This is a genomic window from Acinetobacter sp. 809848 (assembly GCF_000581275.1).
Lineage (GTDB): Bacteria > Pseudomonadota > Gammaproteobacteria > Pseudomonadales > Moraxellaceae > Acinetobacter > Acinetobacter pittii.
Map to the genome: position 1 here is coordinate 98,655 of NZ_JEXG01000003.1, position 17,074 is coordinate 115,728.

14 protein-coding genes are annotated in these 17,074 nt (G+C 39.4%); 6 read left to right on the plus strand and 8 right to left on the minus strand.

Annotated features, from left to right (window positions below):
* Window positions 1-23 precede the first annotated feature (23 nt).
* Window positions 24-1,181 carry an FAD-dependent urate hydroxylase HpxO gene (gene hpxO, locus J536_RS07625; protein ID WP_005804405.1) on the minus strand — a complete coding sequence of 386 codons (1,158 nt, stop codon included), beginning with the start codon at window positions 1,179-1,181 and terminating at the stop codon, window positions 24-26.
* Between the two features lie 199 nt (window positions 1,182-1,380).
* Between hpxO and alc the strand changes: the two genes are divergently transcribed.
* Together alc and J536_RS07635 are read left to right on the plus strand one after the other, a co-directional pair.
* Entirely contained in the window at window positions 1,381-2,391 is a 1,011-nt protein-coding gene (gene alc / locus J536_RS07630; RefSeq protein WP_017387582.1) for an allantoicase, read from the plus strand.
* Window positions 2,388-2,891, plus strand: a complete 504-nt coding sequence (locus J536_RS07635; RefSeq protein ID WP_017387583.1) for an ureidoglycolate lyase — start codon at window positions 2,388-2,390, stop codon at window positions 2,889-2,891. Before alc ends, J536_RS07635 begins: the two co-directional genes overlap by 4 nt.
* 119 nt (window positions 2,892-3,010) lie before the next feature.
* Here the strand turns inward: J536_RS07635 and parE are convergent, their stop codons facing one another.
* Complete coding sequence (gene parE, locus J536_RS07640; protein ID WP_017387584.1) at window positions 3,011-4,894, minus strand: DNA topoisomerase IV subunit B; 1,884 nt, start codon at window positions 4,892-4,894, stop codon at window positions 3,011-3,013.
* A 14-nt stretch (window positions 4,895-4,908) separates the two neighbouring features.
* The gene (locus J536_RS07645; protein ID WP_017387585.1) at window positions 4,909-5,490 is read right to left on the minus strand and encodes a YqiA/YcfP family alpha/beta fold hydrolase; all 582 of its coding nucleotides are present in this window, start codon (window positions 5,488-5,490) and stop codon (window positions 4,909-4,911) included.
* A gap of 211 nt (window positions 5,491-5,701) precedes the next feature.
* Here J536_RS07645 and J536_RS07650 point away from each other — a divergent pair, with 211 nt between their 5' ends.
* Window positions 5,702-7,045, plus strand: a complete 1,344-nt coding sequence (locus tag J536_RS07650; RefSeq protein ID WP_032057108.1) for a hypothetical protein — start codon at window positions 5,702-5,704, stop codon at window positions 7,043-7,045.
* Window positions 7,046-7,100: 55 nt separating this feature from the next.
* On the opposite strand, the gene J536_RS25975 is transcribed toward J536_RS07650, so the two are convergent.
* The 5 genes from J536_RS25975 to gshA all read right to left on the minus strand — a co-directional run bounded on the left by J536_RS25975 (window position 7,101) and on the right by gshA (window position 14,396).
* Window positions 7,101-7,628, minus strand: a complete 528-nt coding sequence (locus J536_RS25975; protein WP_032062531.1) for a hypothetical protein — start codon at window positions 7,626-7,628, stop codon at window positions 7,101-7,103.
* 15 nt (window positions 7,629-7,643) lie between these two features.
* Window positions 7,644-9,242, minus strand: coding sequence for a glycoside hydrolase family 19 protein (locus J536_RS07660; protein WP_032057109.1), 1,599 nt, complete (start codon window positions 9,240-9,242; stop codon window positions 7,644-7,646).
* 3 nt (window positions 9,243-9,245) lie between these two features.
* Entirely contained in the window at window positions 9,246-12,122 is a 2,877-nt protein-coding gene (locus tag J536_RS07665) for a type VI secretion system Vgr family protein (protein WP_032057111.1), read from the minus strand.
* 158 nt (window positions 12,123-12,280) lie between these two features.
* Window positions 12,281-12,802: a disulfide bond formation protein B gene (locus J536_RS07670; RefSeq protein WP_002121896.1), complete on the minus strand. Its 522-nt coding sequence runs from the start codon at window positions 12,800-12,802 to the stop codon at window positions 12,281-12,283.
* A gap of 16 nt (window positions 12,803-12,818) precedes the next feature.
* Window positions 12,819-14,396, minus strand: a complete 1,578-nt coding sequence (gshA, locus tag J536_RS07675) for a glutamate--cysteine ligase (protein ID WP_005066727.1) — start codon at window positions 14,394-14,396, stop codon at window positions 12,819-12,821.
* Window positions 14,397-14,564: 168 nt separating this feature from the next.
* Between gshA and J536_RS07680 the strand changes: the two genes are divergently transcribed.
* From J536_RS07680 to J536_RS07690, 3 genes are read left to right on the plus strand one after another with little or no spacing between them, the layout of a single operon-like run.
* On the plus strand, window positions 14,565-15,104 hold the full coding sequence (locus tag J536_RS07680; RefSeq protein ID WP_002121850.1) for a DUF924 family protein: 540 nt from the start codon (window positions 14,565-14,567) through the stop codon (window positions 15,102-15,104).
* Between the two features lie 59 nt (window positions 15,105-15,163).
* Entirely contained in the window at window positions 15,164-15,727 is a 564-nt protein-coding gene (locus tag J536_RS07685; RefSeq protein WP_005066722.1) for a CC0125/CC1285 family lipoprotein, read from the plus strand.
* A gap of 13 nt (window positions 15,728-15,740) precedes the next feature.
* Window positions 15,741-17,051 (plus strand): DUF445 domain-containing protein, encoded by a 1,311-nt coding sequence (locus tag J536_RS07690; protein WP_017387594.1) that lies wholly within the window; start codon window positions 15,741-15,743, stop codon window positions 17,049-17,051.
* Window positions 17,052-17,074 lie beyond the last annotated feature (23 nt).

Consider the following 17,074-nt stretch of genomic DNA (forward strand, 5'->3'; position numbering starts at 1 on the left):
GAAAATTCCTTGCTGTTTTTGTTTTAATCAAGTGGATTACCCACAATATTGCTAATAATTCCCTGCATAATATGTCCACCTTGTTCACGGCGTAATTCTTCATACCATGCTTGTGTAACAGCTTCATCTTTCATATGTGTCACATCACAACGTTTGCGTGCACGAAGTACCAATTCATTAGCACGTTCATTACGCTTGTTTTGATAACGTCGCAAAGCATCTTCTAGCCCTAAAGTGTTAATTTGCAGAGAACGCGCTAAATAAATCGCGTCTTCCATGGCTTGGCAACCGCCTTGCCCAATATCAGGTGTCGTGCTGTGTGCAGCATCACCCAAAATCACCACGCGACCTTTATAAAATTGAGTGAACGGTTCAATATCATGTATTTCTACCCGATTGGTCTTTTGCGGGTCTAAGCGTTCAATAAGCTGCTGTACGGGTTGGCACCAATCAACAAAATATTGTTTTAAAAGTTTTTTATATTCATCTCGATTATTATCTAATCCTGCTGGTAAAGGCACATCTAAAAAGAAATAGAACTTTCCATCTGCAACTGGCATTAAAGAAGCTCGCTTGCCTTCGCCCACATAAGTCGTCCATTGCTGGGCCGGAGCCAAATCTTCAGAGATCTCAACCAAGCCATTCCAGTTCACATAACCCGCATAACGGCGCTGTACTTGCTGACCTAACACATAGGTACGGGTTAGTGAGTGAGTACCATCCGCCCCAATCAATAAGTCAGCCTGCGTTGAACTACCATCTGCAAAATGCACCTCGACAGAATCGGTCTTGTCTTCAAGGCTCACCATTTTTTTGCCTAGATAAATTTGGTCTCGTCCAAACTCATCCATCAGCATATTTTGTAAATCGGCACGTGCAACTGGATAAGGTCGTTGGCCTACTTCTTCAATTAATGGTAGTAAACTGAATTGTGTCATCACATCTCCAGTTAAACCATCCACATAGGCCAAATCATCCATTTGTCCACCAAGTTTGGCGATTTTGTCAGTTAATCCCAGATAGTTCAGACATTTCACACCATTCGACCACAGCGAAATTGCCGCGCCGACAGGAAGAATTTTTTCAGTTTGCTCAAAAATGCGAACTTGGTGACCAAATTTCTTTAATGCAATGCCTGTGGTTAGACCTCCCATTCCTGCACCAATAATCACCACATTCATAACACTCTCCTATAGATATTCACCTATAGGGTGCTTATGCTAAAAACATGCCATCGTTCAAAATTTATTTAGCTTTTCCACAAAACTGGCATGCACCATGCTTATATATTTACGTGTAAAACTCGACTTGGCACGCTCCGTGTTAGCGCAGTTTTAAATGAAAAATCATGTTTTTAACAAGAAATACGGATACTCCATTATGGCAACATTGCACGCTCCAGCTTTTGAACTTCCTGAGATTTTGAATACTAAGACCAATTTGGCAGATGCCCGAATTGGTGCACAAGTCATTGAGTGTTCAGATGATTTCTTTGCAGAAGCAAAGCGTATGCTGCAATTTGATGCACCTATTTTTGTTGAAGATAAATTTGATGACAACGGCAAATGGATGGATGGATGGGAGACGCGCCGTAAACGTCACGCAGGTTATGATTGGTGTATCGTGAAGTTAGGCGTAAGTGGAAAAATCACTGCTCTTGATATTGATACCAGCTTTTTTACAGGAAATTATCCTGCATCTGCATCATTAGAAGCATGTTATGCACCAAATGGGGACCTGACAGGGGCAAAATGGGAGAATGTTTTAGGAAATACTGAACTAGGCCCGAGCCAGCATCATATTTTTATGGTCAATAATGATGCACTTTTCACTCATATACGCCTTAATATTTTCCCAGATGGCGGTATTGCCCGTTTACGTGTCTATGGTAATGTTCATATTCAGGTAACTGACAGCGAACAAACTCTCGATTTATTGGCTCTCGAAAATGGTGGCCGCGTAGTTGCTTATAGTGATGCTCATTTTGGCCATCCTCGTAATTTGATTAACCCAGGCCGTGGAGTCAACATGGGCGATGGATGGGAAACCAAACGCCGCCGTGCACCGGGTTATGACTGGTGTATTCTTGCGTTGGGCAAAAGCGGAAAAATTGAAAAGCTTGAAATTGATACGGCTCATTTTAAAGGGAACTTCCCTGCCCAAGTATCTATTCAGGCGGTTTACCTTGAAAACGCAACCGATGCACAATTAATTCCTCAAAGTATGTTCTGGTCTTACTTACTAGAAGCCCAACCGATGCAAATGGACCATATTCATGAATACGTGAATGAGATTTTACAGCATGAAAAAATCTCTCATATTCGTATTAACATGATTCCAGACGGTGGTATTAGTCGTGTTCGTTTATGGGGAAAAATTGCCAACTCATGATCATGAAGAATGTTCAAATTCAGCCTTTAACTATTGAAAACTTCCAGCCCTTCGGAGAGGTCATCTGTTGTGACGGGCATGATTTTTTTCATATTAATGATGCACACACCGAGCGCTACCATGCGCTTGTTGAAACTGAAATTGAAGGGGAAGCAAAGGCAGGAATTAGTATATTCCGAAATATTAAGGCCAGTGTGTTACCTCTGGAGATTTCAATGCTAGAGCGCCATCCGAAAGGCTCTCAAGCATTTATTCCATTACAGCAACAAAAATTTTTAATTGTTGTGGCGCCTGCTTTAGACGAAAATACTCCTGATATTTCAAAACTATGTGCTTTTGTTTCGGATGGCAAGCAAAGTATCAATTATCGGGCAGGCACATGGCATCATCCTTTGCTTACTTTTGAGGCACCAAGTGATTTTGCAGTGGTGGATCGAATTGGAGGTGGAGCGAATTGCGATGTTTTTCAATTTCCACAGGCTATAAAAATTACGACCTAAATTAAAATATACAGATCTGTCTATTTTAATTTAATATTAGAAATCGTTGTGGTGATTTCCAACAATTTAGATTTACATAAAAAATCCCCGCCAATTGAGCGGGGATTTTTTACGCCTTTTTAGACAGTGATATCAGCTAAGTTACCCTTCTGCTCAAGCCACTGCTTACGATCTGCCGAACGTTTTTTCGCAAGTAACTTGTCGAGTAAACCCGCCGTAAAATGGGCATCATCAAGATCTAATTGAACCAAACGGCGTGTATTAGGATCCATCGTGGTTTCACGTAGTTGAATCGCGTTCATCTCACCCAATCCTTTGAATCGGGTAATTTGCGGATTACGATTACCTTTAATATTTTTCAAAATAGTTTCAAGTTCATCATCATCAAGCGCGTAATGAACATCTTTACCAATGTCGATACGGAACAATGGTGGCATTGCCACATACAAATGTCCTTCTTCAACCAATGCTGGGAAGTGTTTAACGAATAAAGCACAAAGCAAAGTCGCAATGTGTAAACCGTCCGAGTCAGCATCGGCCAAAATACAGATTTTACCGTAACGGAGTTCAGATAAATCATCACTGCCCGGATCTACACCAATCGCAATGGCAATGTCGTGGACCTCTTGAGAAGCCAATACTTCATCTGAAGAAACTTCCCACGTATTTAAGATTTTTCCACGAATCGGCATGATCGCCTGAAAGTTTTTATCGCGCGCTTGCTTGGCACTACCGCCAGCAGAGTCGCCCTCGACAATAAATAACTCACTGTCTTCACGTGTTTGACCAACACAATCTGCCAACTTACCCGGCAATGCAGGGCCGGAAACAATTTTTTTACGCTCGACTTTCTTTGCTGCTTTTAAACGGCGACCTGCTTTAGAAATTGCCATTTCTGCCAACTGCATAGCAATTTCAGCATGTTGGTTGAGCCAGAGCGCGAAAGCATCTTTAGCAATATTTAAAACAATATTTGATGCTTCACGACTCGAAAGACGCTCTTTGGTTTGACCTGAAAACTGCGGTTCTTGGAACTTGAGCGACAATATATAGTTCACGCCATCCCAAACATCTTCTGCCGAAAGTTTAAGGTTTCGTGGTAGCAAATTACGCAATTCACAGAACTCGCGCAATGCTTCGGTAACCCCAGAGCGCAAACCGTTCACATGAGTACCGCCTTGTGCAGTCGGAATTAAGTTGACGTAACTTTCTTGAACCTGTTCACCACCTTCCACATTCCAACAAATCGCAAATTCACATGCCGCTCGGTCTGCCTGACCGCTGCTCACAAATGCAGGGTTTGGCAAAATTTCGCGGTCTTGCAATTCATCCATCAAATAATCGACGAGGCCATTTTCAAATTGCCATTCGATTTTTTCATCGTTAATTTGATCGATATAAGTAATTTTTAAACCAGCAGCTAAAACAGCTTTGGCTTTTAAATTGTGTTTCAGTGCTTTTAACGCAAATTTTGGACTATCAAAATATTTAGCTTCTGGCCAAAAATGTACAGTTGTACCCGTCGCGCGCTTTGGAGCTTTCCCTTCGATAACAGCTAAAGGTGCTACTGGTTCACCCTGCTCAAAGGCCATTTGGTATAGGTTACCCTGACGTTGAACTTCGACCTCAACACGTGTAGATAAAGCGTTTACAACCGAAATCCCCACACCATGTAAACCACCTGAAAACTGATAGTTATCGGTACTGAATTTACCGCCTGCGTGGAGCTTGGTCAGAATGATTTCGATACCACTTTGACCATATTCAGGGTGAATATCGACTGGCATACCACGGCCATTATCTTCAACCGACAACGAACCATCTTTATAAACCGTGACACATATTTTGTCGGCATGACCAGCTAATGCTTCATCAACAGCATTATCAATAACTTCTTGGGCTAAATGGTTAGGTCGAGTCGTATCGGTATACATCCCTGGACGACGACGAACAGGGTCTAAACCAGAAAGAACTTCAAGCGATTGAGCCGTATATTGTGTCACGTTGTACGTTTTCCTTATTTGATGGTGTGCGCAAAGAATTCGATCACTAACGGTAATTTTTCTTCAAAATCTTCCATAGCATGATTGCCATGAGCATCCGTCAAAATCAATGAGGATGGCGTTGCAGCACTATAATAGCGTTGTGCTTGACGATAATCCAAAATTTCGTCGCCTTGTTGCAATAAGACGAGTATTTTGTCGGCATTTTCAGGTTGTTTCAGTTCCAGTTGTTGTAACTGCCGTAACTGAACATGGTCAATTGACCATTGATCATTCACCACATAGGGCATACTTTCAACTTGAAATAACTCATCAAACAGTTTCCATGGTTGCATAGCAGGGTTAATCAGTACAGCTGGAACATTATATTTTGCGACAAAATATGTCGCAAAAAACCCGCCAAGGCTACTACCAACTAAAGCCACGTCTTGTAACGATTCAATAAGCGCTGAAACTTGCTCAACCACTAGATCAGGAGATCTGTTTAAATCTGGCAAATGCACATTTATGCCCAATTCGCTACAATACTGCTTAAGGCTCAGCCCTTTAATTGAAAGAGAGCTACTATTAAAGCCATGGAGGTAGATAATATTCATATATTTTCCCTCTAAATTGAGAATAAACTCACATTTTTGTTCTCAGTTTGTATATAAAAACACTATTGTCAGACAAGAAAAACCACTCAACTAACCATTCATCAGTATTTTAAAAACATGTGTTATTTAAACTACTAAGATGGAAACGTTAGCTGCCGTTGATAAAAAGTACAGCTTAAAACGTCGGTTATAACGTATATGGGGAAAAGATATGCCGAGCTTAACACCACTACATGAAACTTATTGTAAATGGGATCGTACGCCACCTAGTCAGGCAGACGTATTAGAAGGTTTAGCTCAACTGTTCAGTACCAGCTTAAATGGTGTACATGAATTAATTCAAGTTATTAATATTGAAGTATTAAAAAATGCTTTTGGTGTGAGCACACAAAATGCTAAAAACTTTCAAAAACGACCATTTGTGCAAAAGGCATATCAGTTTTCTTATGGCGCTTTACAAAAATATGGGAGTTGTTTTTTAGCGCCAAGCTTACGTCATATTATTGAAAAATATCCTACACTTCACGAAAAACCACTGACCCCAAGCCTACATTTTTTAGTCGGCATTTTGAATGGGATTTTTGGGGATTATCTACTTAAACAGCATAGCCCCCTCGCCTTACCCATGGTGCTATACGATCACTATGGTGCAATACAACAAGGCGAACTTGCAGGCCGTATTGTGATTTTGGCTCATGGTTTGTGTATGAACCATCTGACTTGGTCAAATGCACACTATGGCGGCATTGGTGAGCGCCTGTTAGCGCAGCGTGACCATAACACCATGTTGTATTTAAATTACAACACAGGTCGACGCATTTCAGCCAATGGACGCAGTTTTTCAAACTTATTAGAAGACTTGGTCCAACGTAATCCAAGAATTACCAGCATCGATATAATTGGCCATAGTATGGGCGGACTGGTTTCCCGTAGTGCCTTGTTTTATGGCAAACAAAATATGTATCAATGGATCCATATGGTCGAGAATCTAGTCTGTATTGGCTCTCCACATCATGGGGCAGTTTTAGAGCGCTTTGGCTTTACCATACAAGATAAACTTGGGGCTTTCCCTTTTGTCGGCTTACTCGGTCAACTGGTTAATATTCGGAGTAATGGTATTTTAGATCTACGCCACGGCAGCGTTCGTGATGATGATTGGGAACATATGGATGCCCGTATTGGTATGATGGATGATAACCGCGCCCCTGCTCCACTACCTTCCCATATCAACACCTTTTTAGTAGCAGGGACCTTAGAATTTGAAAAGGTGCGCAATAAAGCGTTGACCGTAATTGGCGACTACTTAGTGAGTGTAAAAAGCGCGCTAGGCGAACACCCTAATCCACGTTTTCAGCTTAAAGTTCCAGATTCACATAAAGCCGTGTTTTATGGCTTAAATCACTTTGAAATTCAGTATCACTCAAGTGTTGCGGAACAGATTACTCGTTGGTTATATCCTCATATTAATGATTACGTCCAAGAAGGTATTCAAACTCATATTATTGATATGCCGAACTATAAGCTCGAAGATTTAGAAGGAATTGTAGAGACGTAAAAAAAGCCCAACTTATGTTGGGTTTTTTTAAATTATTCTAAAAATCATAAATCTATTAATAATTTTTATCTAACCATTTTTTAATCTCAGAAATATTTTTATATTTATAATAGACTTTCCCTTCTGCAATCCCTTCAAAACCCTCTGCATTACTACCTAATATATTTGTTATATTTTTCAGATTTAAAGTCTTATTTTTACTAATTTGATATAGGTTAACTTGATAAATTTCACCTTCAATTTGTGGAGTACAACAGTAATATGATGAGTTAAGGGTAATTAATATAGGAGGTTTTCTTTTATTTGATTTATAAATACTGACAGCTAAAAGTTTAGGACTTTCCTTAGCTGCAAAATCAGAATAATCACCAACAAATATTTTTTTTTCTTGATCTCCTACATAACCTTTAAGATATGAACCTTCCGAAGATTCACATATATAATTATAGAATTTATAATCATTTTTCTTAAATATATTTAAGTTTACTTGTTGGTCAATATTACATTGATCCTTTGCAAATAAATTCTGAGAATATATTAGAGATGATATAATAAACAGAATACTAGTAAAATATTTTTTCATTTCATAAACACTATATTAAATAAAAATCTTTCTTGCCTGAACAAAATGTGCTCGTCGATCAGCATATGAATTTGTAGCTTCATTAATTACTTTTGTTATGGCATCTACCTGTTCTCCATTAGCACCCTTATCAGCAACATCATAAAGCTTAAATTTCAACCAGAATCTAATGGCAGATCTAACCGCATATTTTGGTTGTTCAATTAATTCAGGATTCTTTACAAAATCGACTTTCTCTCCAGGCCATATAGTTGAGTACATATTAGTTAAATCTTGATAATTATTCTTTCCTGTTAATTGTTTTAGTCCTCGGCCTAAATACCTCCAACCATCACCAGGAGAAGTATTACCTAATTTATATTTAGCGCTACGATAATTATCATCGTACATGCGATTAGCAATTACTTCTCCATTTGCTGGTCCTTGGCCTCTTTTATATCCATCAATATCTGCTTGTTTATGATGAGTTCTATAATAGCCAATTTGTTTCAATGCCGTTGGCCCCATATATTCCACTTGTTCTCTCAGTGAAAAAGAGCTACCAACTTCTTGCCTAACTTGAGCCATGAAATGGGCTTGTCTCAATCTAGTATCCAATTTGTAGCCAGTTAAATCGCTATTTAATTCATCTAAAATTGGTTGAATTTTTGTAGCTGAAGCTTTTGGCCACATTTTTTTCATTTGGTCCATTGTAATTAATATATCAACTTTAACATTCTTATTAATCTCTGGATCATTCTGTGCCGTACTGCCTTTTGTTATATCTACATCCAGATGAAACTCAACAGGGTTGTTTTTGACTCGCGTTGCCATATAGGTTTGTGTCTTTAAAGGCTTACCATCAGGCTTATACACCGTAAATTCTAGTTTCTGCCCTACCATGCTTTGTAATGGTAATTTTCCATTCGAAATACTAAAAAGCTGTTTTTTACCATTTTCAACAACTAACATTTCCACATTAGTTTTTTCTACAATGTAGTCACTTCCATCTCGATCTAAAATTTTAATCGTAGATGCACTTTTAAATTTTTCATAAGGCTCATCTAATTTAATAAAAATTGGTTGTGAACTGCCATTAGCAGAATTTATTGAACTTTTTAAAAAAAATGTATCATTTGATGTTAATACTAAGACCTCTATGTCTCTATTAGGTGATGAGCGTACTTCTACTATGCCTTCATCATTTGTATATTTATCGGGCGAATTTCCTTTACCTTTTGGTCGTGATTGAATAGGAAAGTTTTTCATAACTTTTCCATTCATATCAACAATTTTAAAAAAAGTACTTACGATTCCTTTGGTTGAGCTGGATTGCTTTACTTGTTTATATTCATCAATTGTTTTTGGCAACTGAACTTTAATAGGATTTTTTTCTGAGGAATGAATAGAAGAGTTTATCGTTTTAAATACTGTATAATCTTTTTGATTAGGAGGCTTTGCTAATATCTCAACAGTTCTATTTGGTGAAGCCTGAAATACAAAAAGACCGAGTTTATCAGTTTTTTGGCTATTAGCATTTAATGAATCTTTATATCTAGATTGTACATTTAAGTTAATAATCTGCTTTCCAGACTTATCATAAAACTTAGAAGTAATAGTGACTAATTTACTCATTAATCAAAACTCCTCTTCTGTATAGACGTCATCATTTTCTTCGTCATACAAAAGTGTTTCCTCTAAAAGCTCATCAATATTTTCACTATCAGGCATATTTTGCTTTAACTGAATATAATCTGAATTAAAAATCATTGCAGTAAAGTCTGCTTCTTCTGGTGTATAAAACCGTAATGAACTTAAATTATTATTCTTATCAAGCTTATTTTTATGGGTTTTTATAAGGCTATTGTTCTTTTTATTTATAATAAATAGTTCTTTTTTATCTTCCGAATTTATATTCCAATTATAGTTAATTTTATTACTATAAGGTGTTTTTATAGTAGGTAAGCTTATCTTGGGAACAACAATATTTGCACCGCTCATAAATAAATGCTGACCTGCTTTAACCTCAAGCTTGCCCCCAGTTACAGGGAAAATACCCGAACTATTAATCTTGAGTTGTGAACCGTCCGCAGTGAGTATAATTTCTTTTGGGCTAGTTATTTCGATTCTATCTTCTGTTGAAATAATCTGTATCCCTTTTCGTGCAATGATATCTGTACCATCACTTTGTGCTTGTAACTCAATTCTGCCCTTACCTGCATACATTCTTGCTCCATTTTGAGCTGCAAAAAAACTTATCTTATTCTGGGCATGAGCAATAAAATTCTTTTGAGTACTCAGGTTAATACTATCACCAGCAGTTTGGCTAATATGTCCATCTGCACTCAGATGGATATTTTCATTACTAGTAAGGGCCATACTATTTGGTGCACTTAACACCATAATCGCTTGTTTAAATGCAGCAGCTTTATCTCTGTCTCGCTGTTCAATCTGATCTAAAAAGGTTTTTAAATGATCAAGAACTTCCAATGGATCTGTTTGCTGATTTTTTGCAAGTTCACTTAGAGCTTTGCTGTTGTTTAACCCGCCTTCAAGCTGCTGTTTGGATTCATTCGCATCAAGGTGAAGTCCTTGAGCTTGCTCTTGTGCATAGGTACTAATGAGCATGCCTTTACCTGCACGCACAGCTCCCCAAGCATCTGTTCTTAGCTCAAAGCCTTCTCCACGACCCTGACTCGTCGCTTGTTCTTTCGGATGGCTTAAATTACCCAAATTCAGCTGTGTTGCTGCATGACTACTTTGTAATTGGGTACTAATTTGTCCCGTTGTGTCATCAAAGCGTAATTGGTTAAAACCACTACCACTGATTTCCTGACTGCGAATTCCGCTTAGTTTTTTAGTATCAGGAAGCTGCCCTTTCACATCGAACTTGGTTGGTGAGCGCTGTGCTTCATGAATGCGTCCAGTCACAAATGGACGGTCAATATTGCCATCAAAGAAGTCAATGACCACCACTTCACCAATACGTGGTAAGAAACGTGCTCCATAGCCTTCGCCTGCCCAAGGAGTCAGTACATCCACCCAAGCTGAGTCGGTATCATTGTCATTGCTACCCGCGCCACCGTCATGCCCATGATCATCACTACGGGTAAATAGAAAACGCACCTTAATGCGCCCCCATTCATCAACATGAATAGTCTCTCCCTCTGGCCCCACGACTTTGGCTCTTTGCGGGTAAGCAATTGGGCGATGCTGTTCTGGATTATATTCAGGTGCCGTCTTGATCTGACGGCGTATTAGGGTCAGCTCATTACCTTGGCGCTCAATATCATCATAACCATGTTTATCCCAACGACTTTGGGTTAACAACTGGCTAACTTGCTGATGTAAATCTTTTGGTAAGTTATTTTGGTTATAAAAATTTTTAGCAATGATGAGGAACTCTTGATCAGCCCCTTCATGCTGATCAATTTCAGGATGCTCCTGTAGGTTAAACCAATAACCAACTTGGCTATCACGGACACTACTATAGGCCTTAAAGTATTTGGCCTGACTCGCATACATGTCAGTGAAGTGCTGATTTAATTTCTCTAGCTGATTACTACTTGAAGCAGTGGCCTGATCTTCCCCTTTCAAATCTTGCATCCAAGCAGGACTAAGATGCCATGCTTCTTCAAGACTCAAACTCGCTGAATCAAACTGCTCAGAATGTAGGTGTGTAGTGATAACTGAACCTACACCTTCTTCATGTGCTAGAGCATCAGGTTGCCAACGCTGCACATGTACAGCAGTCGGCTGTAAAGTCCGCACTGCAACAAAACCAGTAATGCTATCTTGATATTCTGTTGCACTACTTCTGTGATAGCGAATACTACGACGTGCTAAAGCTTGGTACTGGCTATTATCATCAATGAGTCTTAGTTTTTGAGGTTGTATAGGTGCAGTAAAGTGAGGAACAAAAAGCTCTGCTTCATCAATTAGCCAGCTAACGCCTTCACTTCGCCATAAGCGTGTAAGAAAGTCATAATCAGATTCATTGTGCTGCATGATAAATGGGCGAATATCATAACTCTGGCTTAACCCACTGAGGTCGAGACTTAAACTTGTCGCAAAAAGTGGACTTCTTTCTTGCCATTCTTTAAATAGAACTTCCGTGACTTCAATAATGCTTTTATTCATAAAAACACGACTATTACGGCGCTTGTGCCATAAGTTTGTCGCGTCTTTTAAGGTGAGTTTATAAAGCGTTAAAGCACCGTCACTCTGGCCATAACTCGCTTCTGTCACAATTCCTGTAGTTCGGAACAATTGTCCAGAATCAGTGACCTGATCAACGGCAACTTGCACACCTATAAACTGCTTCAATGCAATTTGGGCACTCGTTGAAAGGCAGATCAACTCAGCTTCCAATCCCCCATTTAGCTGATGTTGGCCTTCTATACGTTGTAAAAAAACTTGGCTATTGAGTAGTTCATTAGAAAATTGCACATGGACGGCACGTTTCTGCGCACTTAACCCTATTTTTTCCAAAACATTAAAGATATTAAAAAGCATTTTTTTATAATCATAAGGATATATAAACGGCTGCACTTTATAAAAAACAGAACTATCTGTCTACATGATTATGCTTTTTTTTAATTCGTTTTTTTATATTTTGACCTATTCCCAAGCAATAAAAAGCCCAACATAGTGTTGGGCTTTTTGATAGAGCTTTAAGCTCTTTTTTTGGTTGTCTTAAATACTGGATAAAAACGGAATAACTGCCATAAACAGACCAGTAATAGTAAGAGGAAATAGACCAATGACCAAACTGGTAAAGATTGACCTAAAAAGGTCCAATCAATTGCTGCACATTCACCTGAACCCGACAATACTTCTTGTAAAACCGTTTTCATTGGTAAGGCATCAATTAGATAATTTAAACCCGGGCCACAGCTTGGTACTTGATCTGGTGGTAAATGTTGCAACCAGACATGACGTCCTGCTACACCCACTGACCATAAAATTGCGATGCCTGCTAAAAATGCATAAAAACGTTTAACCGCATTGGAAACTGGGTTATGCAAAAAGGCTATGAGTGCTACAAGGCCCATCGCCATTAAGCCAACACGTTGAAAAATACAGAGCGGACATGGCTCTAAACCTTTTACATGTTCCAGATACAACGCAAAAGACATGCCGACTATACTTGCTAAAACAAGTAGTCCACTCACCAAACGGTAACTTAATCGCATGTAAAACCTCGTTTTATTATCGATATTGTTCAAGATATTGATCAAAACTGATCTTGGTATCTTGCTCAAGTTTTTCTTGCTGCTGTAAAGATTGCGCAGCCAACTGTTCAAAATGTTTCAAAGTTTCCACACTAAGCTCATGCTGTTCATAACTTTCAGCATGTAACTGAGCCATGTGGCTACCAAAACTCCAAGTTCCACCATGCTTTAACGTATCGTCAATGACATGGGCAGATAAAGTTTCATCAACTTCATCAATTCGTGCTTGCATAACCGCCAAAGCTGAACCATACAAGTCGGTTGCATACGTCTGATCGAGTAATTGTGCACAATCTTGCATTTTTGCAATATATAAACGTGCCCAATCTTCGATGTGATACGACCCAGTTAAATCTGTAATGGTTGCGTTTGGCGCTCGACCTCGGTTGACCACCTCTGTCTGATTTTTCTCAACCAAGTCTTGCTCAGGACATAATAAGTCTGGGCTATCACTTAACAGACAATAAAGTGCTAACACTTCAAGAAAGCCTGCTGTCGTTTCATCAACACCAATTGCCGAGTATGGATTTACATCTACAGCACGTAACTCCACATAACCAACGCCTCGATTTTTTAAAGCTTGAGACGGTGTTTCACCTGCTTGAGGCACCTGTTTTGGACGTACTAGACTGTAATATTCATTCTCGATCTGCAAAACATGATCATTAATTTGCAACGGCTCACCAGATGCATCATTTAACCCTAAACGGCTAAATGGTGGGTAAGGAGAATGAACGGCTTTTTGTAAACCATCCAGATAGCCAGACAAATTGTTGTAATGAATACCTAAGCTTTTTTGTGCTGAGTTTTGATAGCCCAATCGCCCCATACGGAGTGCTGTAGCATACGGTAAATAGTATGAACCTTTGATTAAAGGCAACAAATGATGTTTGTGTCCGGTCAAGAAACAACGACATACCGTTGGACTCGCGCCCACCAAGAACATGACCAATGGTGTTAAACGAATAAAATTACGAATAAGGCCAAAATAACGATGGCTACGGTAATCCTGCAAACTTAATGATTTTAATTGTTCGTCAGTTTCATGAGCTTGCAGCTCAGCAAAAAGTGTATCTGGGAAAGATAAGTTGTAATGCACCCCTGAAATGGTCTGCATACGACGACCATATCGAATTCCTAACCCACGGCGATATAGTGTTTTAAAACGGCCAATATTAGAAGTGCCATATTGCGCTAGACGAATGCGTTCTTCATTGTCGTCTAACATACATGGCATAGACAGCGGCCAGAGTTTTTCACCATTTTCTAAATGACGATGCACAACCGCATGAATATCGGTGAGCTCATGCAGAGCTTCTTCAATCGTTGGCTTAGGTGAGGTAATAAACTCCATCAACGCTTCTGAATAATCAGTCGTAATTTTTGGATGTGTTAACGCCGAACCTAGTGCCTTCGGATGTAACTCTTGTGATAAGAACCCATTACTTTGCATACGTAGGCTTTCACGCTCTATTCCACGTAACATGCCTTGTAGTAGCGACGAATCCACCCAAGCAGGAATAACTGATTGAGATGGTGTAGTGGGTTGACTCATGCATTTGCTCGCTTATTAAAGATCACTATATACAAAATCGTGAGATGATACGGTTACTTATATAATCACATCATTCCAGTTTGGCAATTTTTATCACAATCTTGTTATTTAAGACACGAAAGAATTGTGATTTTATTGAAGAATAATTGCTAAAGAGTTGTCAATATCATGAACGAACAAGACATTTTAAACTTCTGGTTTTCTCCTGAACACCGTTCACTTTGGTTTGCAAAAAGTGATGATTTTGACAAAAAAATCCGTGAAAATTTTTCTGATGTTCATCGACAGGCAACTCAAGCAGAACTCTGGTCTTGGCGAAAAACAGCAGAAGGTCGTTTGGCAGAGATTATTGTACTAGACCAGTTTTCTCGCAACATCTATCGTGATCAGCCCCAATCTTTTGCCTATGACAGCTTGGCATTAGCTTTGGCACAAGAAGCAATTAGTTTGCAACTCGATGCACAGCTTAATCCAGAGCAACGCTCTTTTTTATATATGCCGTTTATGCATAGTGAATCAAAATTGATCCATGAATTTGCCTTAAAATTATTTCAACGTCTTGGCAATGAAATTAACTTAAGCTTTGAGAAAAAGCATAAAGTCATTATTGATCGCTTTGGACGCTATCCTCATCGCAATACCATTCTCGGACGTGTTTCTACTCCAGAGGAAACCGAATTTTTATTAGAACCGAACAGTAGTTTTTAAAGCTTCTTAATTTTTAATGCTGAGTCATCTTTGTTTTAATGCTCAGCTGGGAGTTCACCATGAAATATCTCTCTCTTTGTTTAGCCTTAGGCGCTGCCTTAACCTTAACTGCTTGTGCAACGACTCCAAGTAAACCAAAAACCTTTGATCAACTTGGCCAGTTTTCCGCATACCCTTTAAATGCGCAAACGTTTCGTATTAGTTTTCAAGCCGATCCGAATATGAGTTACGGTGCAGCTGAAGAAATCACTTTGGTAAAATCAGCGCAAACGACCGTACAAAAAGGTTTCCGCTTTTTTAAAGTACTGAATGACCCAAGTAACCAAAGTCAGAAACCACCACGTCAGGCTGTGGTTTATCCATCTGCTCCAAGCTTTTATCCTTATGGCTATGGTCGTCGCTATCCGGGTTTCTGGCATGATCCGTTCTATGATTTCCCACAAGTGGTCAATATCGACCCTGTTCAAGTGTCGTATACTATTGAATGTTATCGGGATCAAAAGCAAGCTCCTCAAGACGCTTTTGATGCAACCTTGATCTTGAAATCAATCGGACAAAAATATGGATTGAGTCCGACAGGAGCGCTGTTGCCACCACCCGAGCCTCCAGTAAAACAAAAATGAATAGGATAAATTTATGAGCATGGCAGAAGAAGTTCACCACGTGCCCAGTCTTAAACGTAGTAAATATTTTGCTACCCTAGCGCTGATCATCGTCGTGGTGCTGTGGATTGCACTGATGGTAGCCGACCGTTTTCTGCCAGAATACACAGGTTTTATTCATATTTTGATGCTAGGGGCCGAAGCCGGCGTAGTTGGTGGTCTAGCCGATTGGTACGCGATTACAGTTCTGTTTCGGAACCCTTTTGGTAAGTTACCAATTCCTAAGTTTTTACGTGACCATACCGAGATTATTCCGCGTAACAAGGCACGGATTGCAGAGTCGATGGGCCGTTTTGTACAGGAAAATTTTCTTTCGCCTCAAGTGGTCGAAAAAAGCTTAGAAAAAACAGACTTAAGCCTCGCAATTGGTCAATGGTTGGCAAGTCCGCAAAACAATACGCAAGTGGTGCAGCTCATTCAGCAAACTGTACCGAAAATTTTTGAATTTGTGAGCCAAGAGCAAATTGCTAATTTCGTGCAAAACAACAGCGTGCAATGGGTACGTAATACCCAAGTCAACAAACTCGCCAGTGAAATGCTACGTGCAGTCTTGGAAAATGATTTCCACCAAGATGTTTTACAACGTGGTCTAGATATTGCCCATGAGTGGGTGGTACAAAACCCAGATAAAACCCGTGAATTAACCCGAAAAATGTTTAAAGCACTGGGTGTCTGGTCACTTGCAAGAGGCGCAAGCTGGATTGGAATTGATGTTCAACAACGTACCATCGACTCATTGGTTGAAAAAGTAGAATCAATGCTGGCCGACCATGAACACCCATGGCGACAAGAAATTGAAACAATTGCACATTCACTCATGCTAGAGCTAGCGAAACCCGATAGTGTTGCCAGTCAACGCCTTAACAGCGGTAAAGATGCTCTCCTTGATAGTCCTCAAGTTCTAAATTTTATTAGTGGTGCTGTCACTATTTTGTGTGATGCCATTAAAGAAGATTTAATGAAAGAAGACTCTGGCATTGCAATGAACCTGCGAGCTGCGATTCAGCAGTTGGGTGAAAATCTCGTTCAAAATGTAAAAGTACGTGAAGTTCTCAACAAAGAAATGACAGGACTTGCCATGAATTTTACGGATCAATATAGCCATAAAATCATACGCTATGTGAGTGAACGCATTCATGAATGGGATTCACGTGAAATGATCGGGAAAATTGAAAATGAAGTCGGTGGCGACTTGCACATGATCCGAGTAAATGGTGTTGTAGTGGGTGCATTTATTGGTTTGACACTTGGTGTAATTCGGGCAGTGATTGAATCAATTTTATAACTTTAAATATTTTTAATAAGAGA